This is a genomic window from Streptomyces purpureus (genome assembly GCF_014648195.1).
GTDB lineage: Bacteria > Actinomycetota > Actinomycetes > Streptomycetales > Streptomycetaceae > Streptomyces > Streptomyces purpureus.
In genome coordinates, this window is record NZ_BMQQ01000002.1 from 78,251 (window position 1) to 103,562 (window position 25,312).

General features: G+C 70.9%; 20 protein-coding genes. 12 read left to right on the forward strand and 8 right to left on the reverse strand.

Annotated features, from left to right (window positions below):
* The first annotated feature begins 33 nt into the window (after positions 1–33).
* Entirely contained in the window at positions 34–801 is a 768-nt protein-coding gene (locus tag IEZ01_RS04140; protein ID WP_019890280.1) for a bestrophin-like domain, read from the forward strand.
* 17 nt (positions 802–818) lie between these two features.
* Here IEZ01_RS04140 and IEZ01_RS04145 read toward each other — a convergent pair whose 3' ends face one another.
* From IEZ01_RS04145 to IEZ01_RS04155, 3 genes are all read right to left on the reverse strand, one after another.
* Positions 819–1,679 carry a geranyl diphosphate 2-C-methyltransferase gene (locus IEZ01_RS04145; RefSeq protein ID WP_028798110.1) on the reverse strand — a complete coding sequence of 287 codons (861 nt, stop codon included), beginning with the start codon at positions 1,677–1,679 and terminating at the stop codon, positions 819–821.
* Between the two features lie 72 nt (positions 1,680–1,751).
* Positions 1,752–3,068 (reverse strand): family 2 encapsulin nanocompartment cargo protein terpene cyclase, encoded by a 1,317-nt coding sequence (locus tag IEZ01_RS04150; protein ID WP_189199935.1) that lies wholly within the window; start codon positions 3,066–3,068, stop codon positions 1,752–1,754.
* Positions 3,069–3,107: 39 nt separating this feature from the next.
* Positions 3,108–4,523: a family 2B encapsulin nanocompartment shell protein gene (locus tag IEZ01_RS04155; RefSeq protein ID WP_019890275.1), complete on the reverse strand. Its 1,416-nt coding sequence runs from the start codon at positions 4,521–4,523 to the stop codon at positions 3,108–3,110.
* Between the two features lie 341 nt (positions 4,524–4,864).
* Between IEZ01_RS04155 and IEZ01_RS04160 the strand changes: the two genes are divergently transcribed.
* The 4 genes from IEZ01_RS04160 to IEZ01_RS04175 all read left to right on the forward strand — a co-directional run bounded on the left by IEZ01_RS04160 (position 4,865) and on the right by IEZ01_RS04175 (position 9,066).
* Entirely contained in the window at positions 4,865–5,392 is a 528-nt protein-coding gene (locus IEZ01_RS04160; RefSeq protein ID WP_019890273.1) for an EF-hand domain-containing protein, read from the forward strand.
* Positions 5,393–5,480: 88 nt separating this feature from the next.
* The gene (locus IEZ01_RS04165) at positions 5,481–6,563 is read left to right on the forward strand and encodes an aminotransferase class I/II-fold pyridoxal phosphate-dependent enzyme (RefSeq protein ID WP_019890272.1); all 1,083 of its coding nucleotides are present in this window, start codon (positions 5,481–5,483) and stop codon (positions 6,561–6,563) included.
* A 26-nt stretch (positions 6,564–6,589) separates the two neighbouring features.
* Complete coding sequence (locus IEZ01_RS04170) at positions 6,590–7,693, forward strand: cupin domain-containing protein (RefSeq protein WP_189199937.1); 1,104 nt, start codon at positions 6,590–6,592, stop codon at positions 7,691–7,693.
* The gene (locus tag IEZ01_RS04175; protein WP_189199939.1) at positions 7,690–9,066 is read left to right on the forward strand and encodes a pyridoxal phosphate-dependent decarboxylase family protein; all 1,377 of its coding nucleotides are present in this window, start codon (positions 7,690–7,692) and stop codon (positions 9,064–9,066) included. The genes IEZ01_RS04170 and IEZ01_RS04175 overlap by 4 nt, the downstream gene beginning before the upstream one ends.
* Positions 9,067–9,071: 5 nt before the next feature.
* Here IEZ01_RS04175 and IEZ01_RS04180 read toward each other — a convergent pair whose 3' ends face one another.
* Together IEZ01_RS04180 and IEZ01_RS04185 are read right to left on the reverse strand one after the other, a co-directional pair.
* Entirely contained in the window at positions 9,072–10,337 is a 1,266-nt protein-coding gene (locus IEZ01_RS04180) for an RCC1 domain-containing protein (protein ID WP_229832672.1), read from the reverse strand.
* Positions 10,338–10,370: 33 nt separating this feature from the next.
* Entirely contained in the window at positions 10,371–11,597 is a 1,227-nt protein-coding gene (locus IEZ01_RS04185; RefSeq protein ID WP_189199941.1) for an RCC1 domain-containing protein, read from the reverse strand.
* 246 nt (positions 11,598–11,843) lie between these two features.
* Between IEZ01_RS04185 and IEZ01_RS04190 the strand changes: the two genes are divergently transcribed.
* Positions 11,844–12,794, forward strand: coding sequence for a hypothetical protein (locus tag IEZ01_RS04190; RefSeq protein WP_189199943.1), 951 nt, complete (start codon positions 11,844–11,846; stop codon positions 12,792–12,794).
* A gap of 88 nt (positions 12,795–12,882) precedes the next feature.
* On the forward strand, positions 12,883–14,157 hold the full coding sequence (locus IEZ01_RS04195; protein WP_189199945.1) for a hypothetical protein: 1,275 nt from the start codon (positions 12,883–12,885) through the stop codon (positions 14,155–14,157).
* A gap of 78 nt (positions 14,158–14,235) precedes the next feature.
* On the opposite strand, the gene IEZ01_RS04200 is transcribed toward IEZ01_RS04195, so the two are convergent.
* Positions 14,236–15,174 (reverse strand): hypothetical protein, encoded by a 939-nt coding sequence (locus IEZ01_RS04200; protein ID WP_189199947.1) that lies wholly within the window; start codon positions 15,172–15,174, stop codon positions 14,236–14,238.
* A gap of 203 nt (positions 15,175–15,377) precedes the next feature.
* Here IEZ01_RS04200 and IEZ01_RS04205 point away from each other — a divergent pair, with 203 nt between their 5' ends.
* From IEZ01_RS04205 to IEZ01_RS04215, 3 genes are all read left to right on the forward strand, one after another.
* Entirely contained in the window at positions 15,378–17,219 is a 1,842-nt protein-coding gene (locus IEZ01_RS04205; protein ID WP_189199949.1) for a glycosyltransferase, read from the forward strand.
* A gap of 111 nt (positions 17,220–17,330) precedes the next feature.
* Positions 17,331–19,628: a peptidoglycan recognition protein family protein gene (locus IEZ01_RS04210; RefSeq protein WP_189199951.1), complete on the forward strand. Its 2,298-nt coding sequence runs from the start codon at positions 17,331–17,333 to the stop codon at positions 19,626–19,628.
* A gap of 133 nt (positions 19,629–19,761) precedes the next feature.
* Positions 19,762–20,157, forward strand: a complete 396-nt coding sequence (locus tag IEZ01_RS04215; RefSeq protein ID WP_189199953.1) for a VOC family protein — start codon at positions 19,762–19,764, stop codon at positions 20,155–20,157.
* Here IEZ01_RS04215 and IEZ01_RS04220 read toward each other — a convergent pair.
* Complete coding sequence (locus IEZ01_RS04220; protein WP_028798109.1) at positions 20,097–20,828, reverse strand: helix-turn-helix domain-containing protein; 732 nt, start codon at positions 20,826–20,828, stop codon at positions 20,097–20,099. The two genes, IEZ01_RS04215 and IEZ01_RS04220, sit on opposite strands and share 61 nt — an antisense overlap.
* 84 nt (positions 20,829–20,912) lie before the next feature.
* Entirely contained in the window at positions 20,913–22,082 is a 1,170-nt protein-coding gene (locus IEZ01_RS04225; RefSeq protein WP_078513434.1) for a YihY/virulence factor BrkB family protein, read from the reverse strand.
* A 17-nt stretch (positions 22,083–22,099) separates the two neighbouring features.
* Between IEZ01_RS04225 and IEZ01_RS04230 the strand changes: the two genes are divergently transcribed.
* A complete protein-coding gene (locus IEZ01_RS04230) occupies positions 22,100–23,746 on the forward strand; it encodes an acyl-CoA dehydrogenase family protein (protein ID WP_189199956.1) in 1,647 nt (548 codons plus the stop codon).
* Positions 23,747–23,995: 249 nt separating this feature from the next.
* Positions 23,996–25,306, forward strand: coding sequence for a helix-turn-helix domain-containing protein (locus IEZ01_RS04235; RefSeq protein ID WP_189199958.1), 1,311 nt, complete (start codon positions 23,996–23,998; stop codon positions 25,304–25,306).
* The last annotated feature ends 6 nt before the right edge of the window (positions 25,307–25,312 follow it).

The following is a 25,312-nucleotide window of genomic DNA, read 5'->3' on the forward strand; positions in this document are numbered from 1 at the left end:
ACCGCCGGACCGCCGCCCGCCCGAGGGAGCGTCATGAAGCACGTCGTCGAGATGGTCGCCCTGGCGCTGCTCGCCGCGATGATCGCCGCCGCCGCCGTCGTCGTCTGGCGCCGTTTCCGCCCGTCCGAGGAGGAGGAAGGGGACGGCGAGGAGGCGGCCGAGTACATGTCGATGATGATCGCCCTGCTGTACGCGCTGCTGCTCGGTCTCGCCCTGGTCACTGTCTGGGAGTTGCGGGACAGCGCCGAGGGGCACACCGTCGCCGAAGCGGGTTCGCTGCATCAGATGACCGTGGTCGCCCAGGGAATGCCGCCGGACCAGCAGCGGCGGATCAACGAGCTGGCGGCGGTGTACGCCACCCATGTCGCCCAGGACGAGTGGCCGCGGCTCGCCGAGGGCGACGGCCTGGGCGAGGACGGCTGGGTGCTGCTGCGTCAGCTGCGGGAGGCGTCCGCCGCCCCGCCCGACGCCACCATGGACCAGCAGGTCACCGCCCTGGAGCTGCTCGCCCAGCTCGGCACCCTGGACGACGCCCGCAGGGGGCGGGAGGCGGACTCGCGGGAGACGCTGTCGCCGGTGATGTGGGCCGGACTACTGATCGGCGCCATCCTGTCCGTCTGCATCCTGTTCTTCTTCCGCATCGGCCGGAGCGTCAGTCATCTGGTGATGGCGATGGGGATGGTGGTGCTGACGGTCTTCCTGGGCCTGGTCATCCACCATCTGGCCTCTCCGTTCGGGGAGGTGATGGGGATCGGCCCGGAGCCGTTCACCCGCTACTTCCCGGCCGCAGCGGAGAAGTAGCGGGCAGGCGCCGGGGCTCAGATCCGGTCGGCGACGATCAGGAGGTAGTGGAAGCTGCCCTCCTTGTAGGCGGTGAGGAAGGGGTCCTCGATGCCGGTGGCCACCGAACACTTCGCCCGCAACTCCCAGTAGGGGATGGTCTGCGGGGTGAGGTCGACGACGTTGATCGGCACGAGGTTGTTGGCCGCCATCGCCTTGAAGTACTCGCTGCGCGGGTGGATGTTGCAGGTGTAGTGCTCGTCGATGCGGCTGACGGCCTTGGAGCGGCCACCGGTGACGTCGTTGGAGCAGCCGGTGATGCAGACGTAGCGACCGCCGTATTCGAGGAGCCGGGAGAACTCGTCGAAGAGCTCGAACAGGTCGACGTACATCGTGGTCTCGTTGGTCCAGATGGCGCGCCGCGAGCCGGTGGGGAACTGCGTGTCGAGCATGTTCCGGAAGTGGAACCGCACCCGGTCGGCGACCCCGCGCTCCTCGGCCTGGGTGTTGGCGAAGCCGACCTGGTACTCGGAGATGCTGACCCCGTCGACCTGGCAGCCGAAGCGCTCGTGGGCCATGAAGCTGGTGCCGCCGCGGCCGGATCCGGCGTCGAGGAGGAGGTGGCCGGGGGCGATGTCACCGAGGTGGTCCAGGAGGACGTCGGCCTGCGCGGTCTCCAGGCGGTGCAGCTCCTCGATGATGCGCTGGTCGCGGGTGGACTCGTCGCCCTCCAGGACCGATGGGTCGTACTCGCCCAGACCGTAGTGGTGGTGGTAGAGGCCGTCCACCTCGCCGAGGCGGAGGTTCACCGGGTCCTGCTGATTGGTGTTCCAGTACGAGGCGACGGACTTCTGGTACTCCGTGCGCAGGACGTCGGTCATGGGGGCGGTTGTGGTCATGGGGACGGGGGCTCCTTGCGTGAGGTGGGGGGGGTGAAGTGGGGTTGGCGTGGGGAGTTGGCGTGGAGGGGGTCAGCTGTTGTAGCGGCCGCTGCCGGCGTGCCACTCGCGGTTGCCGGCCACCCAGGCCCAGGATCCGGCCAGGAAGCGGCCGAGTTCGGGGGAGCCGGTGGCGGCGAGGGCCGAGGCCTCGGCCTCGAAGGTGTGCATCAGCTCGTCGTGGATGAGGACGCTCTGCTCGACGGCCTCCTCCAGGGAGCACTGCTCCTCGGCGGCGATCAGCATGGGCAGGCTGAAGTCCGTGGGGTCTTCCTTGCCCATCGAGTAGAGGTCGTTCATCAGGACGGTCGCGGTACCGGCCAGGTTGAAGGTGCGGCGCACCCGGGGGTCGGAGAACTCGGCCATCGGGACCTCGTAGCCGGCGATCGCGTCGACGAGCACCATGCACGGGATGAAGCTGTTCTCGTGCCGGTGCATCAGGTACTCCCAGACGGGCGGCCGTTGCCCGGTGGTGTGCCAGACCGCCTCCTGGTTGTACGCGACGAACATGATGGCCAGTTCGTGGCGGAGCCGGCGCACCTGTGTCGTGGTGGCGTAGCGGGAGAGGCCGTCGAGGGCGGAGCGCAGGGCGACCGCCACGGGGTCCTTGCGGACGACCGCTTCGAGCTGGGGGGCGTAGCGCAGGGGCAGTTGGGCCTGGTCGATGACGGAGTGGCAGATTGCGAGGCGCTGTCCCAGCACCTCGTGGCGCGCCTCCTCCACCTCGCAGTCGACGATGTGGTCGTCGACGGCCCACTCCGAGAGACCGCACTTCGCGGCCGCGAGGAGCATGTCGGGGTCGTCCGTCTCGGGGTGGGCGAGCATCATCAGGCGGCCGAAGTTGGCGGTCCTGACCATGTCGAGGCGGCCGGGGTAGATCCCGACCTCCTCGGCCCAGGCGACCAGGCGTTCGTTGACGGCGTCGCCGAGCGCGCGGTCGTCACGGGCGGCGGGCGGACAGTACAGCACGGGCGGGGCGGAGCGCTTGGCGCCGGTCTCCGGCCGGGGTTCGCCGTCCTGTCGCCCCTGCGCGGAGAACCGCGCAGCGGAGGTGCCGAGCCCGGTGGGCGGGCCGAGCGCGGGCAGGGCGGGGCGGGTCGGCGGGCGCGGGGCGGCGATCTGCGACGCGCCCGGGGAGGGCTGCGGGATGAGCGCGCGGGCCGCGGCGGTGCCGAGCCCCGACGGGCCGCCGAGGGCGCGGCGCACCTCCGGCCGCCCCGAACGGACCGAGGATCCCGGCCCCAGCAGGTCGGGGCGCGCGGGGCGCGCCGGGTTGGTCAGCAGGGCGCTCACGAGCTCCGCCGCCTGGTGCGCCGAGGCCGCGGCGGAGATCCGGGTCAGCAGGGACACCGGCTCGGCCCTCCTTCACCGGTGGTGGCGGGGAGGCGGTCAGGCACGCGGACGGACCTCGACGTTCTCGAGGATGCCGATGGCGTCCGGGACGAGGATCGCGGCCGAGTAGTAGGTGGTGACCAGGTACGAGATGATCGCCTGCGCGTCGATGCCCATGAACCGTACGTTGAGGCCGGGCTCGACCTCGTCGGGGATGCCGGTCTGGAAGAGTCCGATGACGCCTTCGTTGTCCTCGCCGGTTCGCATGGCGATGATCGAGGAGCTCTGGTGCTCGGTGACCGGGATCTTGCCGCAGGGCAGGATCGGCACACCGCGCCAGGCCGGGATGTGGTGGCCGTCGACGTCGACGCTGCCCAGGGAGATGCCGCGCTTGTTGCACTCCTTGCCGAAGGCGGCGATGGCGCGCGGGTGGGCGAACATGTACTGGGTGCCGCGGCGCATGCTCAGCAGGTCGTCGAGGTCGTCGGGGGTGGGCGGCCCGGAGTGGGTCTGGATGCGCTGCTCGAAGTCGGTGTTGTGGAGCAGTCCGAACTCGGGGTTGTTGACCAGCTCGTACTCCTGGCGCTCGCGCAGCTCCTGGACGGTCAGACGCAGCTGCTGCTGGGTCTGGTTCATGGGCTGGTTGTAGAGGTCGGCGACCCTGCTGTGCACCTTGAGGACGGTCTGCGCGACGCTCAGCTCGTACTCGCGGGGGGTGAGTTCGTAGTCCGCGAACGCGCCGGGCAGGACCGCCTCGCCGACGTGGCCGGCACTGATGTCGATCACGGCCTCGCCGTGCTTGTTGACCTTGTGGCCGTTGGCGCCCAGTGCCTGGACGTGCTCTCGCAGCCCGTCGTACTGCCCGGCGACGGTCTTGTACGCGGAGACGGGCAGGGCGAGGATCGTCACCGAGGTCGCCGCCCGGGCGGTGAACTCCCACTTGGCGCCGTTTCCTGCGAGGAGCTGGCCGCCGAAGGTGTCGCCGTCGCCGAGCCGGCCGAGGATGGTGTCGTCGCCGTACTTTCCGGTGCCGACCTTCTCCACCTTGCCGTGCGCGATCATGTAGATGTGGTCGGCCTTCTTGCCGGCGTGCACGATGACCTGGCCGGGCTCGTACTCCTTCTGGACGAACTTCGCGGCCAGCGCGCCGAGGGCCGTCAGGTCGTCGAAGCCGCGCAGCAGCGGCAGTTCGGCGAGCTCGGCGGGGATGACCTGGACCTTGGAGCCGTCCTTCAGGAAGGTCACCCGGCCGTCGCCGACCGTGTACGACAGCCGTCGGTTGACCCGGTAGGTGCCGCCCGGCACGTGCACCCAGGGAAGCTTGCGCAGCAGCCACCGCGAGCTGATGCCCTGCATCTGGGGTTCGGACTTGGTGGTGGTCGCGAGGTTCCTCGCGGCCGCCGTGCTGAGGCTCTGCTGGACGCGCTCCTGGGTGGTGATCGCCACCGCGGGCCTGCTCGTGTCGACCGACATCGGTCACACCTTCCTGATTCCGCTGACAGCCGGCCGGACGACCGGATGCGATTACTCTACGTAGCCACAAGCGAACCACTCGTCACCTTGAGTGAGCGACACGCGGGCCTGCGGTTGCACACCCGCAACCACCACACGCCCCCTGAACCAGCCCCCGCACGCCTGAATGCGCCCCCTCCGGAAGACCTTGAGCCAGCCGAGGGACACGTATTGACATGTCTTTTCCGTACTCCCAAGGATGAGTACGGGACCGGCAGTTCGATTCGGTTGTCGCCGTTTCACCCCGATCGGCCCCTCCCGGACATCCCAATCCCGGGAACACCCCCCACAAGGAGTACGACATGACGGCTGCCCTCAAGCAGCGGAAGCTCCAGCGCCACTTCGAACTGCTCGACATCGACGGAAACGGATTCATCGAGCAGAGCGATCTGCGGGAATTCGCCGACAGAATCACCGAGGCGGCGGGAGCCGAGGGCTCCCCCCAGTCCAGAGCCCTCCGCACGGAGGCCGACCGGCTGTGGCAGGCCCTGCAGAAGACCCTGGACGCCGACGGCGACCAGCGCGTCAGCCGCGACGAGTTCATCAGCGCGGCCGACATCACCCAGGTCATGAACGAAGCCGTCAAGCTCGGGAAGATGTCGTTCGACGTCATCGACTCGGACCAGGACGGCCGGATCAGCCGCCAGGAGTGGCTGCGGATGGACCAGAAGCTCGGCGTGGCCCCCGCCGACAGCGAGCAGGGCTTCCAGCACCTCGACATGGACGGTGACGGCTTCGTCTCCAAGGCGGAGTACGCGAAGGGCGTCGAGGAGTTCTACCGCAGCGACGATCCGACCGCGCCCGGGAACTGGTCCTTCGGAAAGTTCTGATCCAGGGATCGCCCACTCGGACATCCGGAAGACCGGGAATTTCTCCTTCCGGTCTTCCGGGTCTCCGCCCAACGAGGAGACCCGCTCCATGCACGCCGACATCGGCGACCTCGTCCGCCCCACGGTCCGCGAACTCCCTCCCGTCGGCCCTTTCAGTCCCCGCCCGGAAGGCCGAGGCCTGGTGAATCTCCGATTCAACGAGAACACCTTCTCAAGGGCGTACGGCCGATATCCCGACCACGGACTGCGCGCCCTGGCCCTGCGCTATCGCGAAACGCTGGACATACTCGAACCTCCCGCCCCCGGCCCGTCCTCCGCCCCTGGCGACCCTCTGTTGACCCGGGGCGCGGTCGACGCCCTGGAGCTGGTCCTGCGGACCTTCTTCGAACCAGGCGCCGACGCACTCGCGGTGACACCGCCGAACTTCGGGTTCTTCGACCGGCTTGCCGCCCTGCACGGTGTTCGGCGGTACGCCGTGCCGCTGCGCGGGTGCCGCCACGACGAGCTCGACGTCGACACGCTGCTGGCCCTGCCCATCAAAGGCGTACTGCTGTGCGATCCGGGCAACCCGACCAGTACGCACCTCGCCCCGGACACGCTGCGCGAACTCCTGGAGCGCTTCCCGGGCCTCGTCGTCCTCGACGAGACGTACGCCGAGCTGGCCCCCCGGCCCTCCCACCGTCACCTGGTCGCCCGGCACCCCCGGCTCGTCGTGCTGCGCTCGATGTCCAAGGGGCTCGGCCTCGCGAACCTGCGACTTGGCGCCGTCTTCGCCGACCCGGTCGCCCTGGCGGCCCTGCGTGCCGCCCAGTCCCCGTTCCCCGTCCCCGGTCCTGTCGTCGACGCGGCCCTGGCCGAACTCACAGACGTGCCTGCACTGCGCCGGCGCGTCGACGCCTTCGTGGCCGAACGAACCCGGCTGGCCAAGGCTCTGGCGGACAGTCCGCTGGTACGTCGGGTCCACGCGGACGCCGGGTTCGTCACCATCGAGGTCACAGCCCCGCCGCGGGCCGCGCAGGCGCTGGCCGCCGCCGGTCTCGACGCCGTCGTCGAACCGGACGGCTGGCCGGGCCACCTGCGCCTCTCGGTCGCCACGCCGCCGGAGAACGACCGGATCACCGCGGCTCTCGCAGCCGCGGCCGGGTCGCCCCGGCCATGTCCGGTCCACTGAACTCCCCGAGAAGTTGAGGACGTGTCATGAACGCTCTTCCGACCCTGGACGTCACCCCCCGGCAGGCGCGCGCACCCATGCGGCCGTCGGTGGTGGCCCGCGACGACATCAGGGTCCTCACCTCCGTCGAGGTCGGCGGGGAGCTCCACCACCTGGGCGAGCACCGCGACTTCCGCCGCCACCCCGCGCTGGCCGGCTTCCTCCCCGAACACGGCCGGCTCTCCCTGGCCTGGGTGCGGCTGCGCGACGGCGAGCGCCTCGACGTCCACGATCACCCCACGAAGTCGGCCGTCCTCGTCTGCAAGGGGTCCGCGCGGTTGGTCGGAGACTGTGAGCAGACGCTGGCCGAGGGCGACACGGTGTGTGTGCCGCCCGGCGCCCGGCACGGGTTCGAGACTCTGCCCGGCGAGGAATTCCACGGTCTGTCAGTCCAGTTCGAGGGCGCGGGACTGTACGAGGACGAGCAGGGGCCGCGGGTCCGGTTCACGGAGGCGGCCTCCGCCGCGTACGCCGACCTCGAACGGCACAACGCCGAGCGGCTGCGCCGCTACGGACAGCACCGGCTCTTCGCCCCCTTCGACGACGGCAGAGTCGGCCGCGACCCCGCCCTGCGCCGTCGATTCCTCTCCGCGCTCTACGTCTGGTCGGTCTACTTCCAGCGGATGCTGCTCGCCCGGCAGGCGGTCTGCGCCGACGAGCGGCTGCGCGAGCTCTACGCGGGCCACCTGCGTGAGGAGTTCGGTCACGACGTGCTGCTGCGGGAGCGGCACGGGGTCGACACCGGCGTGTACGACCCCGTGCTCGAAGCCGCCGGCCACTGGTTCCTCATGCAGATGCACGGCGCCGACGAAGCCGCCAAGATCGTGATCGTGCATCTGGTCGTCGAGTCGAGCTGCGACGTCTTCGGCCGGCGCACCCGCGTCGCCTTCCCGCACTCCGGCGCGCCCGACGAGTCGTACTTCGACCTGCACGCCGCCGTCGACGAGGACCACAGCCGTATCGGGCGCGACCATCTGAAGTCCTTGTCGCCCGCGCAGTTCCCCGAACTGATCAAGGTCTGCGACCGGGCCTGGGACCAGCTGGAGCTCGCCCACGAGCGGATCGCCGCCCACCTCCTGGGCCCGGCGTGACCGACCCCTCCCACTCCAGGGCGCTGGACCTCGTACGGGACCTCCTCGCCGACCACGACCGCTGGCGGGCCGCCTGCACCGGCGGTCCGCGCGGGCCCCTCCCCCCCGGCGCACGGGACCTCCTGCGGACACTCTCCGCGCGGCTCGCCCAGGAGTCCACGCCCTGGCCCGCGCCGGGACACCTCGCTCACATGACGGCGGACACTCCCCTGGAGGTGACGCTCGCCTATCTCTGCGCGCTTCTCTACAACCCCAACAACATCGCGCCCGAGGCCTCCCCCGTCACCACCGCGCTGGAGCACGAGGTCGCGGACGATCTGTGCCGGCTGGTGGGCCACGACCCCACGACCGGATGGGCGCATCTGTGCTCGGGCGGGCACGCCGCCGGCTACGAGGCGCTGTGGATCGCCCGGAACCTGCGGGGGCGTGCTGTGCGGGGCACCCTGCTGTACGGGCGGAACGCCCACTACGCCTGGGAGAAGGCGGCCGATCTCCTGGGATTCGGTCGCGGCGAGGTGGAGGTGGTCGGCGTCGGCCCCCGTCACCGGATGGACATGGCCGACCTCGCGGCGCGGGTACACCGGCTGAGCTCCGCCGGGCGGCCCGTCACGGCCGTCGTGGTGACCTTGGGCACCACCAGCCACGGCGCCGTCGACGATCTGCCGGCCGTTCTGCGGCTGCGCGAGGAGTGCGAGCGGACGTACGGGGTGTCGTTCCGGATCCATGTGGACGCGGCGTACGGCGGCTACTTCCGCACGGTCGACGAGGCGCTGCTCACGCCGGAGGTGCGGGCCGCGTTCCGGGCCCTGCCGCTGGCCGACTCGGTGACCGTGGACCCTCACAAGTGCGGCCGGGCGCCCTACCCGGCTGGGGCGCTGGTGCTGCGGGACCGGCGTGCGGTCCGGGCGGTGTCGACCCGGCCAGGGCCGTTCGGTGCGGACGGCGACGGCGAACGGCTGCCGTTCGCGCCGTACACCCTGGAGGGCGCCCGGCCGGGTGCGGCAGCGGCGGCGGTGTGGACGGCGCACCGGATCGTCGGGCTGGACACGGGCGGGTACGGGCGCTTGCTCGGGGGCTGCCTGCGCGCGGCCCGGGCGCTGCACGAGGCGTTCGCCGCCGGGGACGGGCCGCTGGTCAGCCGGACCGCACCCGATCTGGCCGTGGTCAACCTGACGACGGGGTCGGCGGATTCGGACCGGGAGTGGTCGGATCGGCTGCGGGCCTCCGGGGTCTCCGTCTCCTCCACGGGCGGGGCGGAGACGGAGGTGCCGGGGGTGCGGCTGTGTGTGATGGATCCCCTGGCCCCGGGCGACCTGGAGCGTCTCACGCGGGTGCTGGGGGAGACGGCCGCCGGGGCACTGTCCCGCGTATGAGCGGCTCAGTAGGCGTAGACGCTGTAGGCGTCCCGGGCCGCCGCGAGATGGTTGATGCCGCTGCCCGGCGGGAGCACCATCACCGGTGTTCTGGAATTGGTCTTCGTGCCGTCGCCGAGCTGGCCGTTGCTGTTGCTGCCCCACGCGACCACGGATCCGTCCTCCAGGACGGCCAGGCTGGTGGCGTAGCCGGCGGCCAGCTCCTTCACGCTCGTCAGCCCTTTCACCAGGACGGGCGTGGTGCGGAACGTCGGCGCGGGCGGCTGGTCCTGCCGTTCGCCCAGCTGTTCGCTGGCGTTCGCGCCCCAGGCCTTCACCGTGCCGTTGTCGAGCAGGGCGAGGGTGTGGTGACCGCCGGCGGCGAGGGCCACCGCCCGGCCGAAGTCCTTCACATCGGTCGGTGTACTGACCGGCACGGTGGAGCTGAAGGCGTCGTTGCCGATCTGGCCCGAGGAGTTGTAACCCCAGGCTTTCACGGTGTGGTCCTTGGTGAGTGCGAGGGCGTGCCAGGCGCCTGCCGCGATGTCGGTGATACCAGTGAGCCCGGGCACCTGCTGCGGGGTGTTGTGGTTCGGGGCGGCCGGGGTGTCCTTGCCCGACTTTCCGTTGCCGAGGGTGCCCCACACGTTGGATCCCCAGGCCCAGACGGTGCCGTCCGCCCTGAGAGCGAGGCTGTACTCGGCTCCGGCGGCGATGGCGGTGACGTTCTCCAGGCTCTGGACGTCGACCGGGCTTTTCGCCGTGACCTCGGGGGTGCCTGTGCCGAAGTTGCCGTTGCCGAGCTGGCCGACATCGTTGCGGCCCCAGGCGAGAACCCGGCCGTCCTTGAGGGCGAGGGCGTGGTGACGGCCGGCAGCGACAGCCTCCACGCCCGTGAGCCCGACAACGCTCGCCGGGACCGTCTGGTCGTTGGTGGTGCCGTTGCCGAGCTGCCCGTAGGCGTTCTTGCCCCAGGACTTCACGGTGCCGTTCTTGAGCAGGGTGACGGCGAAGGCGGTGTTCGCGTCCAAGCCACCGGCCGCGATGGACTTGACGTCGGCACGGGCGAGGTTGAGGACGGGCCCGGGGTTCAGGCGTTCCGTCGTGGTGCCGTTGCCGAGCTGCCCGGCGCCGTTGGGGCCCCAGCTGTACACCCACGGGTCGTGCGGGGCAGCCTCGGCCGCCGCCGGGGTCGAACCGGCGAAGAGGGCGAGACCGAGCGTGCTCGCGGCGAGTATCGTCGCCACCGGCCTGCTCGGGCGTTGCGTGGTGCCTACCGCTGCTGTGTTCACGGAGACGTTCCCTTCCTTGACGGATGTGTTGGGTCAGTGGGCGTAACTGGTGTGGCCGAGCAGCGAGGTGACGACCTTCTGGATGTTGCGCTCTGGTGGGAGCACGGTGACCGGGGCGCGGCTGAACATGTTGGTGCCGTTGCCGAGCTGGCCCTTGCCGTTGCTGCCCCAGGCGATGACCGATCCGTCGCGTACGGCGAGGTTGTGGGTGTGGCCCGCCGCGATGGCTGTGACGGACTCCAGGCCGGGGATCACCACGGGCGTGGTGCGGTGGGTGGTGGTGAGGTCCGCGGGAGTCGTCGCGTCCGGCTCCAGCATCTGGCCCTGACCGTTGTTGCCCCAGCCCAGTACGGTCTTTCCGGCCTTGACCGCGTAGTTGTGGAACGCTCCGGCGGCGATGGAGTCGATCTCGGTGAGGCCGCGTACGTCGACCGGAGTGGGGCTGCTGGCGGTGGAGGCGTTGCCGAGCTGGCCGTAGACGTTGTATCCCCAGGCCTTGACAGTGCCGTTGTTGGTCGCCAGGGCGATGACGTGGCCGCAGCCGACGGCGATCTCCGCGATGACCGGGAGTCCTTCGACCTTCTGCGGGACGCTGCGGCTGACCGTGTCTCCCGTGCCGAGCTGTCCATGGACGTTGCGGCCCCAGGTCCAGACGCCGCCGGCGTCGTCCAGGGCGACGCTGAAGTCGCAGCCCGCGCCGACCTGTTTGACGGTGGGGAAGCTGTGCTGGACGGCTACGGGGACGGTGTGGGACGTGTCGGTCAGGTTGTTGCCCAGCTGGCCATAGCGGTTGTCGCCCCAGGCCCATACCTGGCCGTCCTTGACCGCCAGGGCGTGCGAGGCGCCGGCGGCGATTGCGGTGACGTCGGTCAGACCGGTGACGGTGCTGGGCACGATCTGGCTGTGGCGATTGCCGTTGCCGAGCTGGCCGGAGGCGTTGTGGCCCCAGGCGTCGATCTGCTTGTCCTTGCGCAGGGCGATGGCGAACGAGTTGTCGCTGCCCGCCCCTCCGGCCGCCAGGGCCGTGATGTCGCTGCGGTTCATGCCGGCGACCGAGCCGGGCGTCCAGCGGTCGGTGTTGCTGCCGTTGCCGAGCTGTCCGCCCTCGTTCGAGCCCCAGCTGAGGACCTGGTGCTCCTCGGCGACGGCGGCGGGGGAACCTGTCAGCAGCGGGCTCGCGGCGAGTCCGAGACCGGCGGCCAACAGCACGGCCGTGGTCCGGGCGGTGGGCCTGCGGCGGCGGGATGGGATGGCGTTCATACGATGTGCTCCTTTCTGCGAATCTGACAATCCGACCTGATGCGTAGCCCTCCTTGGCCGTTTGCCTTCCGGCCACCTCACTAATTCACGCCAATGGTCAGGAAGTTGAGCCAGTGGAGCTGCCCCGTACCCGAACAGCGGAGTTGGGCTCGGCAGCGCTCGCCGAGTCCTCCCCGCCGTGCCGAGGATGAGAGCGGCCGGTGCGCCGGGAATGCGAACCGGCGCTGCTTTCCTGGAAGGAAGCGTATGAAGAATCGAGAAATCCGCTCTCCCCTCGCCGTCCTCACGGGAATCGCCCTCGCCTTCTCGGCTTTCGTCGCCCAGCCCGTGTCCGGGTCCGCGAACGCGAACGCGAACGCCGGCGTCGAACCGCTCCGGGTCGGCGTGCTCAACGGCGACTTCGCCGCACCGCTGGTAGAGGAGGACAAGGGCCAGAAATGGCAGAGCCCTCTCGTCGGCTGGACCGGCGAGGGCGGGGTATACGGCAGGACGCTCGCTGCCCACCCGTCGGGATTGCAGGCCGCCTCACTCAACTGGTCCGGCGCCGGGGCGATCGGGACCACGCTGAAGGCGGTGAGGGAGGGCGCCAAGGTGACGGTGCGGTGGGACGACAGCTCCAGTACGTACGCGTCATGTACGGCGGCCCAGCTCGCGGGCGGTCAGCGCTACACCGTGTCCGTCGAGGGCGGCGACGCCGCCGAGAAGCCGGTGACCACCAAGCCGGGCCAGGTCGGCGGGGCCGCGTGGACGCGGGACAGGACGTTCACGTTCCTTGCCACGCGGGACGCCCCGAGGGTCGTGTTCACCTCGCAGGAGAAGGGCGCCCACGTCAGTTGCGGTCCGCTGATGACCGATGTGCGGGCCGAACAGGTGCCGAAGGCCGCTGCCACGGATCCGTGCGCGAAGCAGGACGAGGGCGCCCCGCCCAATCCGGCCTGTACGGACCAGGCCGCGAACAAGGACGCCATCAACCAGTGCCCTGCCTCCAGCCGGGACTGCCTGCAGTCGGTCGCCGGGGACGGCGCAGAGGAGAAGCAGGGGATCTCCGACCAGAAGACGACCCAGGACAAGTTCTCCAAGACCGAACGCGAGACGAAGCCCGACGCGGCCCGGCAGGAACTTTGCGGGACGGGGATCTCCGGGCGCCTCACCCCCGATGACGTGGTCGTGCCTCCGGGCGACTGGTGGTTCTGCTGACCGTACGGGCCGTCGGCCCGCGAAAGGAGACAGGGTGTCACATCGGTATGTCAGACGTGGTACGACGGCGGCCGTCGGAGGAGCACTGGTGCTCGGCTCCCTGGCCGGTCCGGCGTCCGCCGCCGGGGAGGTTCCGGTGGAGGTCCTCAACGGCACCTTCGCCGCTCCGCAGGCCAAGGCGGGCACCCACGCGACCGGACATGACGACTGGTCGGGCACCGGGGCCGGCCAGACCGGCGGTGCTGTGTTCGCCGCGGACCTGGCCGGTCACCCCGGTGCGTTCCAAGCCGCGACGCTGAACTGGAACGGCGACCTCACCGTCAGCACGCGCCTGTGGGGAGTGAAGAAGAGCGCCGTGGTCAGGGTCGCGTGGGACGACAGTCCCAGTACGTACGCGCAGTGCACCGCCACGCAGTTGGCGGCCGGACAGAAGTACCGGGTCATGGCCACGGGCGGTGAGAGCCAGGCGTACACCACCGAGCCGTCCACGAAGGTGGGTTCGGCGAAGTGGGCGACGGGGCGGACCTATTCGTTCACCGCGGGGGAGAACAATCCGCTGGTCTCCTTCGTCTCGGAGGAGAAAGGCGCGAACAGGTCCTGCGGTCCTCTGGTGACGCGGGTGACCGGCGAGCAGGTTCCGGCGCCGGTGGACACCTCGGTGAAGAAGACCGTGATGCCGCTGCCGGAGGCGTACGACCTACACACGGTCATCGACCCGGGTCTGGTCGTCACCCACTGCAACACGAGCGACACCCATTGCACGTTCGAGAAGGACGCTCGGTACTCCTACCAGTACTACGACCGGCCCCGGATGCTCGGGGACGTCTATCTCAACTGCACCCGCAACGCGCTGCCCGACGAACGCGTCCTGAAGTGGGACGAGTTCCCCTACGACAGCATCTCCCAGTACTACGTACAGAAGAAGCCGCCGGCCCCGCTGGACCCCCGGGACAACATCGCCAAGAGCCGCGACCGGCTGGGGCGGCAGATCGCGGCGGGCTTCACGGTCGCGGACGGCAACACCCACCAGATGGCCACCACCAATCCGCTCACCTGGTCGCGGACGAACGAGCGCAAGCTGACCGTGAGCGTGCAGCCCGGTGAGGTGAGCTGGATCGAGGTGCAGCCGTCCCGGGAGCGGGTCACCGGGGCCCTGATCAGCACCAACAACAAGTACCGGATGGACGTCATGCTCGACACGCCCTCTCAGTCCCTCGCCGACCGCTTCTACCAGCGGACCGGCCCGCTGAGCCGGATCGAACTCGACCGCTGCGGGGACCACCGGCTCACGGCAGTGACCCCGGACAACGCCGCGGGCGCACCGACGCTCAAGTCGACCGGGAAGAAAACCCTCTCCCCGTAGCCGACAGCCGGAAGCGGCCGGAGGGATCGTTTCCTCCGGCCGCTTCCCGATGACCGCCGGTCGCCGGACTGCCGACGCTCAGCCGATCCGGACCCAGCGCCCGTCCGTGTCGAGCAAGGGAGCGGTGGACACTGCGGGCGTGGCGGGCGGCCGGGCCCGGGTCCCGGGCGGCTTGGGGGGCTTCGCGATCGCACCGGACGGCCGCAACTTCAGGCATTTGTCCGGGTTTGTAAATGTCTGGGCCACAATGGTGGACGAGTTGAGCGTCGAGGGACTGTCGACCGCGATGTTCTTCACGATCTTGCCGGTGCCGCCGACCATGAGGTTTCCGATCGTCCGGCTCATGGCGTTCATCACGCCGAACTGGATCTCGTCCTTGGCCTTGATCCTGAACTCGACCTCCGTCTGCTCGGTGTTCGTGGTGGTCCACTCATGGAAGTACGTGGCCTTGAACGCCATGGTGAAGCTGGCCTTGGCCCCCAGATGAAGGGAGTTCTTGGCCTCGGCGGTGGTCTGCGTCTTGTTCGTCGTGGACGTCTTGTCCTCGCTGTTGGGGCCCTTGTCCTTCGGCGAGCTGTGATCGGTGTGCGAGCTCTCCGTCGCGGTCTCGGCGGCGGTCTCACCGCGGACGTCCGTCGTGTTGTCTACCGTGCCCTCCAGGGTTGCCGAACCGGAGATCTCGCCGCCGATGTTGTCCCGGCTGCCGGTCTCGAATTTCACCGTGCGCCTCACCAGCATTTCGGTGTCGGTGCAATTGATGACACCATTGCTGACCGACACCACTGCGCTCGTGTATTCCCGGGATTTCGTCGGGTCGATGGCGAATGTGCACGCGGAGCCGGTGGAGCAGAGCTTCGTCACCTCCCGGACAGAGGGAAGTGCCGTATTTCCGTCGAAGGCCTGCGCCTTCGGCATGTCGTCGACGCCCGGCGTTCCATGTTCCGCGGCGGCCGGATGGACCAGCACGGAAAGGGGGACGAGCGACAGTGCGGACAGCAGAATTGCTTTTCGGGGCAAGACACGCTCCTTCCGGGATTCTTGACCTCCTCATCGTCATATGCGAATGCGTTCCCGGCGAACGGTCGTGGCTCAACCTGCGCCAATTAGGTGGGAGGTTCGCTCCGGCGGAAGGGGGGCGGGGTGGAAGTCCCCGGCCGGGCCGGTCATACAATCCACAGTCAAGCCTCACTGCTCAAGAACCAGAAGGATCCGGATCCGCGATGACCACGCCGTTCTTCAGCACCGCCCCGGCATCGGCCCCCGATGTGTCGGTGATCATCGCGGTCTACAACGCCATGCCCTATCTGACGGAGTGCCTGGACTCCGTCCTCGGCCAGTCCATAGGACTCGACCGCATCGAGGTGATAGCCGTCGACGACGGCTCCACCGACGGCAGCGGGGCCGAACTCGACCGGTACGCGCGGGCGTACCCGCAGCTCCAGGTGATCCACCAGCCCAACACGGGGGGCCCGAGCCGGCCGCGCAACCGCGCGCTCGACCTGGCCCGCGGCCGGTTCACCTTCGTCGTGGACGCCGACGACTACCTGGGCCGTGAGGCGCTCCAGCGGCTGGTCGCCATGGCCGACGCGCAGGACAGCGACGTCGTCCTGCCCAAGCTCGTCGGCCTGGGCCGGGCCGTCGCGGACAAGGCGCACAAGCACGCCGAGCGGGCCGACCTCTACCGCTCGGAGGTCTACCGCTCGCTGCACAGCGCCAAGTTGATGCGCCGGGAGATGCTGGAGACCCACCGCATCCGCTACCCCGAAGACCTGTGGTTCGGCGAGGACCAGCTCTTCGTCACCGAGGCCTATCTCGCGGCCCGGACCATCTCCGTCGTCGGCGACTACGACGGCTACTTCCTGCGCCGCCGCGAGGACGGCGGCAACATCACCGCGCGCAGCCGGACCGCCGCCGAGACCGTGCAGCACATCGAGAGGGTCATGCAGCTGGTCTCCGACCGGGTCACCGATCCGGTGGGCCGCCGCCGGATGCTCGGCCGGCACATCCGCAACCTCCTCGGCAAGGCGATCCTCCCGGCCGTACGGTCCCGGGCCGCCGACCCCGCCTTCGCCTGGGAGGTGCTCGACCGCAGCCGCGCCCTGTGCGCCACGCACTTCACCGACGACATGTCCAAGGAGCTGTCCCAGCTCGCCTGGATCCAGCTGTACGCGTTCCTGCACGGCAACGACCTCGCCCTCGACGCGCTGGCCCATCACACCCCGAGCGGCCCGGCCCCGATCGTCATCGACAACGGGCGGCTCTACCGCGCGCATCCGCTCTTCCGGGATCCCCGCGCGGGGCTGCCGGACGAGCTGTACGACGTCACCGACTCGGTACGTACGCCGCAGCGGCTCCAGAAGCTGGAGTGGCACGAGGGGAAGCTGCGGCTGTCCGGCTACGCGTACATCGACGTCCTGCCGACCACCGGCATGACGACCGAGTTCGTGCTGCGCCGCCGCCAGACGCAGACCGAGGTGGCGGTGCCGGTGACGGTACGCGCCACCCCCGCCCTCGCGGCCAAGGCGGGTTCGGACGGTGCGGACCACTCCATGGCCGGATTCGACCTCGACCTCGACCTCAACACCGCCGAGCGCGGCGGGCCGCTGACCCATGGCACATGGGACTGCTTCCTGCGGCTGCGGGCGGAGGGTGTCGAGCGCACGGTCCGGTTCGGGCGGGCCCTCGGCAAGACCGTGGACCGCACGGCACGGCGGCCGGTGGTGTTCGGGTCGATCGAGGGTACGGACCTGGAGCGCACCGCCGTGGTGTATTTCACGGACAAATGGAACAACATCAGCCTGGAAGTGCAGGAACGCCGCATTTTCTCGGCTCCGCCGACGCCCCTGCCTGCGGCCCGGGTCGAGGTGCGGGTGCCCGAGCAGATGGGCGTCCAGGCGCCGGTCTTCCCGTCCGGATCGGGCGGCCAGGCACCGGTGTTCCCCTCCGGTCCGGGGGGTGTTCAGGCCCCCGTCTTCCCGCAGCAGCCGGGCGTACAGGCTCCCGTGTTCCCGCAGGCCACGCCTGTCTGGCCGCAGGAACCGGGCGGGCACTGGGACCGCTGAGCCTGCTGTACATTCCCCGTGTCCGCCGGGGAAGCCGGTGCGCGCGGGGCCGATGAGCCCGCCGTGCCGCCGCTGCTCCCCGGTTTCTCATGAGCGAGGGGTGGGGGCCGCATGCAGCGGCGTCGTGTGTGGGGCACGGCCATGGCCGTGGCCGCCGGTCTGGCCGGCGTACTGGTCTTCGAAGGAGTCACCGGCCTGCCGGACGCGGGGTCCGACGACCGGGGCGGGCACGGGCCCGTCCAGGTCGACACCAGGACCGTCGCGCTGAGTACCGGCGACGGCGGGCGCTCCGCGTCGCTCGGCCGGCGGGACACCGAGCCGTTCAGCATGCTCGGGGTGACCTGGGCCGATCCCAAGGCGCGGGTCACCGGCACGATCGAGGCCCGTACCCGGGCGGTGAGGACGGGCACCTGGTCGGCCTGGCTGCGGCTCGACGGCGACAGCGGCCAGGGCGAGGCCTCTGCCCGTCGCGGCGGCACCGAGCCCGCCTGGGTGGGGCCGTCCGACGGAGTGGAGATACGGGTCGTCGCCGACGGCAAGACCTCGTCGGTCCTGCCCAAAGGCATACGCCTCGACATGATCGACCCCGGCAAGGGGCCGGGCGACGCCCGAGGGATCGCCATGGCACCGGCCGCGTTCGCGGCCGAGACCGAGGGCCCCGACGCCACCGCGTCCACCGCCCCGGCCGAGCCTTCGCCGAGCGCGACGGCCGCGCCGCCCGAGCCGGTCCCCTCGGACTCCCCGACCACCACGGAGCCTTCGGCCACCGCCACCGGGCCGGTCCAGAGCGGCTCCCCCTCAGCGACGGCCACCACTCCCCCGGCCTCGTCCCCGGCACCGGCCTCCCCGACGCCCACGCCGTCGGCGACCGGCGGCCCGTCGTCCACGGCGCCGCGTCCCGCGATCACTCCCCGGTCCGGCTGGGGCGCCGATGAAACGATCAGCCCGGAGGCTCCGGGCTACCTCCCCGGCGGGAAGATCAAGGCCGTGGCGGTGCACCACACCGCCGAGTCCAACTCCTACACCTGCGCCGAGGCCCCGGCCGTCGTCCGCGGCATCTACGCCTACCACGTCAAGCAGTTGACGTGGAAGGACATCGGCTACAACTTCCTCGTCGACAAGTGCGGCACCGTCTACGAGGGCCGCAAGGGCGGTGTCGACCGGCCCGTGCAGGGCGCGCACTCCTACGGTTTCAACGCCGAGACGACCGGCATCTCCGTCCTCGGCACCTACACCGACGCCGCGCCGTCGCAGGCCGCGATGGTGTCGGTCGCCCGGATCGCCGCCTGGAAGCTCGGCCAGTACGGGGTGAACCCGACCGGCACCGCGACGCTGACCGCCGGTGACGCGGGCACCAACTACTTCCGCAAGTCCTGGGCGAAGGGCGCGCAGCTCGCGTTCCCGGTGATCCACGGCCACCGCGACGGCTACAACACCCAGTGCCCGGGCGGGGCGTTCTACGGCAAGCTGTCCTCGATCCGCTCCTGGGCGGCCGGTCCCGTGACCGGTCTGACCGTCTCCTCGGTCACCGGCGCGACGGCCTCCGGCGGCACGTACCACACGCGTGGCCCGATCACCGTCAACTGGTCCTCGACCACTCCTGCCGCCTTCGTCACCCGCCATGAGGTGCTGGTCGACGGTGCCGTGGTGGCCACGGCGGCCGGTTCGGCGACCTCCGCGCAAGCGAGCGTCCCGGCGGGCAGCCACAGCGTCCAGGTCCGCGCCGTGCACCAGACGGGCAAGGCGGCGACCAGCGCGGCCGTGACCGTCGTCGGTGACGTCACCGCGCCGGTGTTCACGACGAAGCCGGCGCTCTCGCTCCGTACGGGCCTGGTGAACGCCTCGGCGGTACCGCTCACGCTGGCGTGGAAGGCGACCGACGCGGTCGGCGTGCGCGACGTACGGCTGACCGCTCCGCTCGCCGCGACCTACGGTCCGACGGTTTCCTCGGCCCCGCAGAACGGCACGTCCGGCAAGGCGACGACCTGGTCGCTCTCGGCGTACGACCGGGCCGGGAACCGCGGCGCCGCCTCGGTGACCACCACGCCGGTGGTGCTCCAGGAGACCGCGGCGGTGCGTACGGGCACCTGGGCCACCAAGACCGCCAGCGCCTACTTCGGCGGCCGTTCCTACAGCAGCGCCACCAAGAACTCCTCCCTGACCTGGACGTTCACCGGCCGCTCGGCGGCGCTGGTGGTGTCGCGGGCGGCCACGTCGGGCCAGGTGTACGTGTACGTGGACGGGACGAAGGTGGCCACCGTCGACCTCAAGTCGTCGACGGCGAAGTACCGGGACGCGATCTGGACCAAGAGCTGGCCGGCCGCCGCCCAGCACACGGTCAAGATCGTGGTGGTGGGCACGGCGGGCCGTCCGACGGTCACGACGGACGGGCTCTTCTACCTCAAGTAGCCGTCGGCGACGGCGGGAACGGCACGGCCGCGCGGGTGCTCCGCGCGGCCGTGCCGCGTTCTCAGGGTCCGGGCCCCGGGGCTGGTCCGATTCGTACAAGACCGGGGCCCGGCCGCGCTTCTACCGTGTGGCCATGACTACTCCACGATTCGATGTGATCGGCCTGGTCGTCTCGGACATGGCCGCCTCCCTCGCCTTCTACCGGCGCCTCGGCCTGGACATCCCCGCCGACGCCGACGCCGCGCCGCATGTCGAGGCGCCGCTGCCGGGCGGGCTGCGGATCGCCTGGGACACCGAGGAGGTGATCCGGTCGTTCGACCCGGGCTGGACCCGGCCCACGGGCGGTGAGCGCATCGGGCTCGCGTTCGTGTGCGCGAGCCCGGCCGAGGTGGACGCGGTGTACGCGTCGCTGACCGAGGCCGGATACGAAGGGCATCTGAAGCCCTGGGACGCGGAGTGGGGGCAGCGTTACGCGGTGGTGCTCGACCCGGACGGCTGTGGCGTCTCACTCTTCGCCAACGCCTCGTAGGCGCTCAGCGTCGTGCCCGCAAGGGCTCTCATCTCGCGGGCCAGATGCGCCTGGTCGGCGAAGCCCGCGCCGATCGCCGCCGCCGCGTACGGCACACCCGTCCGTACGAGCGCGAGCGCCCGCTGGAGGCGCAGCACGCGGGCGAGGGTCTTCGGGCCGTAGCCGAACGCGTCGAGGGCCCGCCGGTGCAGCTGGCGGGCGCCGAGGCCGACGGCGTCGGCCGTGGCGGCGACGCCCGCGCCGGCGTTCAGCCGGGCGACGACGGCCCGCAGCAGCGGATCGGGCGGTGCGGTGTCCGCGGCGGCACTCACCGCCAGCGCCTCCAGGGCTGCGGCGGTGTCGGCGGCGGCCGCGACGCGGCCGGCCAGGCGCCGTACCCGCGCGGCGGGCCACAGCTCCGCGAGCTCCACCCGCTGGTTCCGCAGCTCATGGGCGGGCACTCCGAGCAGCGCGGGCGCGTCCCCCGGCGCGAACCGGACCCCGGTCCAGCCGCCGCCGGTGGCCTCGGGGACGTGGGCGCGGGTGTCGGGCCCGGCGACGAGCAGCCGGCCGTCGTGCCAGAGCAGGTCCATGCATCCGTCGGGCAGAACGGGGCAGGGCCGCCGCCCCCGCAGGGGCGTACGGGTCCAGACGACCGCGCCCGAGAGCTGTGACGGACGTTCCTCGTACACGGCTTCGAGATTAGCCGTGCGGGGGTGGCGGGAGCGAGCGGTGGGACGCGGGCCTGAGACCTCTGGGGCCTGTGCCCTTTGGGGTCAGCCCTGGTGCCGGTCTCTGTCCCGCTCCCGGTCCTTGTCCCGGTCCTTGGGCTGTTTCTCCTTCTCGCGGACCGTGTGCAGCCGGGACTTGACGTCGTCCGGCGGCAGGAACTTCGACCAGCGCTCGGGGAACTCCGAGGGCATGTCCGGATCGTCGTCGTCCAGTTCCTCCACCGCCGCCTTGGCCCGGGCGACCAGCTCCGCCGCCTGCTGCGTACGGACCCGCTCGGTGGCCTCGCGGGCCGCGGCGGTGGCGACGGAGGGCCAGACCCGGTCGATGGCGGCGTTGACCGCGGCCCCGACCAGGACGGCGAAGGCGGAGATGCCGATCCACAGGAGCACGGCGATCGGGGCGGCCAGCGAGCCGTAGATCGTCGGGCCCTCGACCTGGCTGGTGAGGTAGATCCGCAGGAGGAAGCTGCCGAGCACCCACATCCCGAGGGCCACCAGCGCCCCGAGGATGTCCTCGATCCAGGGCGAGCGGACCGGCACGGACACGTGGTAGAGGGTGGTGAGGAAGGCGATGGACAAAAGGATCACCACCGGCCAGTACAGCACCGCCACCACTTCCGTGCCCCAGGGGATCAGCTCCACCACCCGGTCCGGGCCGACCACGGCGAGCGGCAGCACCACCGCGCCGATGAGCAGGGCGATGATGTAGAGCAGGAAGGCGAGCAGCCGGGTGGCGACGATGCCGCGGTGCCCGTCGAGGCCGTACATGACGGTGATCGTGTCGATGAAGACGTTCACCGCCCGCGAGCCGGACCACAGGGCGATGGCGAAACCGATGGAGATGATGTCCGGCCGGCCGCCGCGGGTGACGTCCTCCAGCAGCGGCTTGGCGATGTCGTTGACGCCCCGGTCGGACAGGACCGTCCCGGCGGCGCCCAGGATGTTCTCCTGGATGGAGGCGACCGTGGTGGTGCTGGTCCAGTCGTCGACGTAGCCGAGGAGTCCGAGCAGACTCAGCATGAGGGGCGGCAGCGACAGGATGGTGAAGAACGCCGCCTCGGCGGCGAGACCGAGGATGCGGTACTCGATGCACGAGTTGACCGTGTCCTTCAGAAGCAGCCAGACCATTTTCCGCTTCGAGACGTTGCGGTAGAGGACTCGGGCCCGGTGGAGCCTGCCCGGTGACCGCTCGGGTGTTTCATTTGCTGCCTGCACCTCCTTACCGTATCGGCATGGCAGCCACCACCCACACAGTGACCAATCAGGCTCCACCCCTGGTGGGGTACGACGCCTTCGCGGCCGATCGTGCCCTGACCGAGGCCGTGGAACGGCATCTCGCGCCCGAAGTCCTTCCGCAAGCGCAAGAGGAGCTGACCGAACTGGGGCGCGCGGCGGGCTCGGCGCAGGCCCAGGAATGGGGTTTCCTCGCCAACGAGAACCCGCCGAAGCTGCGCACCCACGACCGGTACGGCCACCGGATCGACGAGGTCGAGTTCCATCCGGCCTGGCACCGGCTGCTCGGCCGGGCCGTCTCCGCCGGGCTCACCGGCGCCTGGGCACGCCCGGGCGGGCATGTGCGACGCGCCGCGGGATTCCTCGTCTGGACGCAGGTGGAGGCCGGACACGGCTGCCCCCTGTCGATGACGCACGCCGCGGTGCCCGCGCTGCGGGCCGATCCGGAGCTCGCCGCCGAGTGGGAGCCGCGGCTCACCTCCCCGGTGTACGAGGAGGGGCTGCGGCCCGCCGCGGAGAAGGGCGGGGTGCTCTTCGGGATGGGCATGACGGAGAAGCAGGGCGGCAGTGACGTCCGGGCCAACACGACGGTGGCGAAGCCGCTGGACGCGGCGGGCGAGTACGTGCTCACCGGCCACAAGTGGTTCTGTTCGGCTCCGATGAGCGACGGCTTCCTCGTACTGGCCCAGGCGCCCGGCGGGCTGACGTGCTTCCTGGTGCCCCGGGTGCTGGCGGACGGGACACGCAACGCCTTCGCGATCCAGCGGCTCAAGGACAAGCTGGGCAACCGCTCCAACGCGTCGAGCGAGGTGGAGTTCGCCGGAACGTGGGCGCGCCGGGTCGGTGAGGAGGGGCGCGGCGTGCGCACGATCATCGAGATGGTGGCGGCGACCCGGCTGGACTGTGTGATCGGCTCGGCGGCGCTGATGCGCCAGGCGGTGGCGCAGGCGGCGCACCACGCCGCGTACCGCAGCGCCTTCGGCGGCCTGCTGATCGACAAGCCGCTGATGCGCAACGTCCTGGCGGATCTGGCGCTGGAGTCGGAGGCGGCGACGGTCCTGGCGATGCGGCTGGCGGCGGCGTACGACACGGTCGAGGAGTCGGGCTCGGAGCAGGAGCGGGCGTTCCTGCGGCTGGCGGTGCCGACCGCGAAGTACTGGGTGACCAAGCGGTGCACGCCGGTGACGGCGGAGGCGCTGGAGTGCCTGGGCGGCAACGGCTACGTGGAGGAGTCGGGCATGCCGCGGCTGCTGCGCGAGTCGCCGCTCAACTCGATCTGGGAGGGCTCGGGCAACGTCCAGGCCCTGGACGTGCTGCGGGCGTTGCAGCGGGAGCCGCGGGCGCTGGACGCCTTCCTGCGGGAAGTGGGCCAGGCGCGCGGCGCGGACCACCGGCTGGACGGGGCGATCAAGGCGCTGCTGACCGAACTGGCCGATCTGGACGGCATCGAGGCGCGGGCCCGGCGGCTGGTGGAGCGGATGGCGCTGGTGCTGCAGGGTTCGCTGCTGGTGCGCTGGGCGCCGCCGGAGGTCGCGGACGCGTTCTGCGCGTCGCGGCTCGGCGGAGACTGGGGGGCCGCGTTCGGGACGCTGCCGCACACGCTCGACCTGGCGTCGGTGGTGGAGCGGGCCCGCGCGGTGGTCTGAGCCGGGGGCACAGCTGAGGGTGGTGCTGCGCCGACACGGCACCACCCCCGCTTGATGCAACTTTCATGTACGGGGCGACGGGTTGCCAGAGTTGCAAACCGTTGCAGGTTTGAGGGAACAGGCCCTCTTGGAGGGTTTGCGGGCGGCACGATGGGGACGAACACGCCAGAATGCCGTTCTGCGTCGGGACGCCAGGCGACGCCTGACCCAGCAGAACCGATACAGCACAGCCCGGTGGCTGGGGGACCGATGAACAACAACTCGCTCGACCTGACCCGTCTCGCCGCCATGGACGCCGCTCAGGCCGCTCGGCTGCTGCATCAGGTACGGGACGAGACGCTGGCCGGGCGGCGGCCTCCGATCGCCCCCCGGCCGGTGATCGACGCGTCGTGGCGGCGGATGTTCCGGCTCGGCCTGGACCCCGACCAGTCCACCAGCAGTGTGCTGCTGGAGCGCGACGAGCTGGAACACCGGCGGCGGACGACGGCGCTCGGCGAGCTGATGCGGACCCTGAGCGCCGGCCTCTCCGGGATCGCCGACGCCTCGATGCAGATCATGGTCGTGACCGACGACCAGGGCCGGGTGCTGTGGCGGGAGGGCAACCTCGGCGTGATGCGGCAGGCCAACGGCATCTGCCTGGAGGAGGGCGCGGCCTGGACCGAGGCGACGACGGGCACCAACGCGGTCGGTACGGCCCTCGCCGCGCGCCGTCCCGTGCAGGTGCACTCGGCCGAGCACTTCGTGCAGACGCTGCACAACTGGACGTGTGCGGCGGCGCCCGTGCACGATCCACGCGACCAGCGGCTGCTGGGGATCGTGGATGTGAGCGGGCCTGCGTCCACGTTCCATCCGGCGACGCTGGCGCTGGTCGGCTCGGTGGCGCAGCTCGCCGAGGCGGAGCTGCGGGACCGCCATCTGCGGTCGATCGAGCGGCTGCGCTCGGTGGCCGCGCCGATCCTGTGCGCGGTGGGCGGCCGGGCCGTCGCCGTGGACATCCACGGCTGGACGGCGGCGGTGACCGGCATGCCGCCCATGGACCGGCTGCCGCTGCCCAAGTCCTTCCGCGCGGGGCGGACATGGCTGCCGTCGCTCGGGATGTGCGCGGTGGAGCCGCTGCCGGGCGGCTGGCTGCTGCGGCTGGACGACGACGGGGCCGGGGGCGCGCGGTCCACGGCGGAGACGGTGAGCCGGGTGGTCCTTGACGTCAGCCGCCCGCGCCGCTGGACCCTGGAGGTGTCCGGCGCGGCCGGCAGCTGGCGCCAGCAGCTGAGCCCCCGTCACGCCGAGCTGCTGTACGTGCTGGCGCTGCACCGCGACGGGCGCAGCGCGGCGGAGCTGGCGGACGACGTCTTCGGTGACCGGACGCGTACGGTCACCGTACGCGCCGAAATGTCACGCGTGCGGCGGCATCTGGCGGGGGTGCTCGCGCACCGGCCGTACCGCTTCAGCGAGGAGGTCGAGGTGGAGCTGATCGGACCGGACAGCCCGGCCGATCTGCTCCCCCACTCCACGGCCCCGGCCGTGTGCGCCGCACGCGAGGGGCTGCCCCGCCACGCCTGAGCCGCG